Here is a 1,145-nt window from a genome sequence, read left to right as displayed (position 1 = left end):
ATGGATCGGAATTCGGCGAGCATCGGCTCCATCAGCGGCGAGTGGAACGCGTGGGAGACCTTCAGCCGGGTCGTCTTACGACCCTCCGCCTCGAAATGCGCCTTGACCCGCAGCGCCTCCGCCTCCACACCGGAAACCACCACCGACTGAGGACCGTTGACGGCCGCAATGCCGACCCCGTCGGCGAGCAGCGGACGCACTTCTTCCTCGGTCGCCTGCACGGCGACCATCGCGCCGCCCTCCGGAAGCGCCTGCATCAGACGGCCACGAGCGGTGACCAGCCTCGCCGCATCGGCGAGGGACAGGACACCCGAGACGTGGGCGGCGGCGAACTCACCGATGGAGTGCCCGGCCAGATAGTCCGGCTTGACACCCCACGACTCCACCAACCGATACAGCGCCACCTCAACCGCGAACAACGCCGGCTGCGTGAACTCCGTACGACTCAACCGCTCCGCGTCCTCACCCCAGATGACCTCACGCAACGGCAGGTCGATCGCATCGAGGACCGCATCGAAGGCCTCCGCGAACACCGGGAAGGCGTCATACAACTCCCGGCCCATCCCGACCCGCTGCGCCCCCTGACCCGTGAACAGGAACGCCGTACGACCAGCCCCCCGCACACTCCCCTGCACCACACCCGCAGCCGACCGACCCTCCACCAACGCACCCAGACCGGCCAGCAACTCATCCCGGTCCGCACCCACCACGGCCGCCCGGAAGTCCAGGGCGGTACGGCGGGTGGCGAGGGAGTGGGCGATGTCCAGCGGGCTCGGGGACGGGTCGCCGGTGACGTATGTCCGCAGGCGCTCGGCCTGGGCGCGCAGGGCCTCCGGGGTCTTGCCGGAGAGCGGCCAGATGACCGGACCGAGCTCCGTTTCCGGGTTCCCGGGGGTCTCTTCGGCGGGGGCCTGCTCGATGATGACGTGGGCGTTGGTACCGCTGATACCGAACGAGGAGATACCCGCGCGACGGGGACGACCCGTCTCCGGCCACGGCCGGGACTCGGTCAACAGCCGGACACCGCCCTCCGACCAGTCCACCTGGTGCGTCGGCTCGTCGACGTGGAGGGTCTTGGGCAGCACACCGTGCCGGATCGCCTCGACCATCTTGATGATGCCCGAAACACCCGCAGCCGCCTGCGT

General features: G+C 69.3%; 1 protein-coding gene. It reads right to left on the bottom strand.

Features of this window, described 5'->3' with window-relative positions; all coding sequences use genetic code 11:
- The coding region (locus ACFYZB_RS46765) for an acyltransferase domain-containing protein (protein ID WP_388768288.1) at positions 1–1,145 on the bottom strand (1,145 nt) is incomplete at both ends.

Origin of the sequence: Streptomyces sp. NPDC001852 (assembly GCF_042891825.1) — a bacterium.
Lineage (GTDB): Bacteria > Actinomycetota > Actinomycetes > Streptomycetales > Streptomycetaceae > Streptomyces.
The sequence above is the reverse complement of the archived record's forward strand: the minus strand, read 5'-3'. Positions and strand labels throughout refer to the sequence as shown.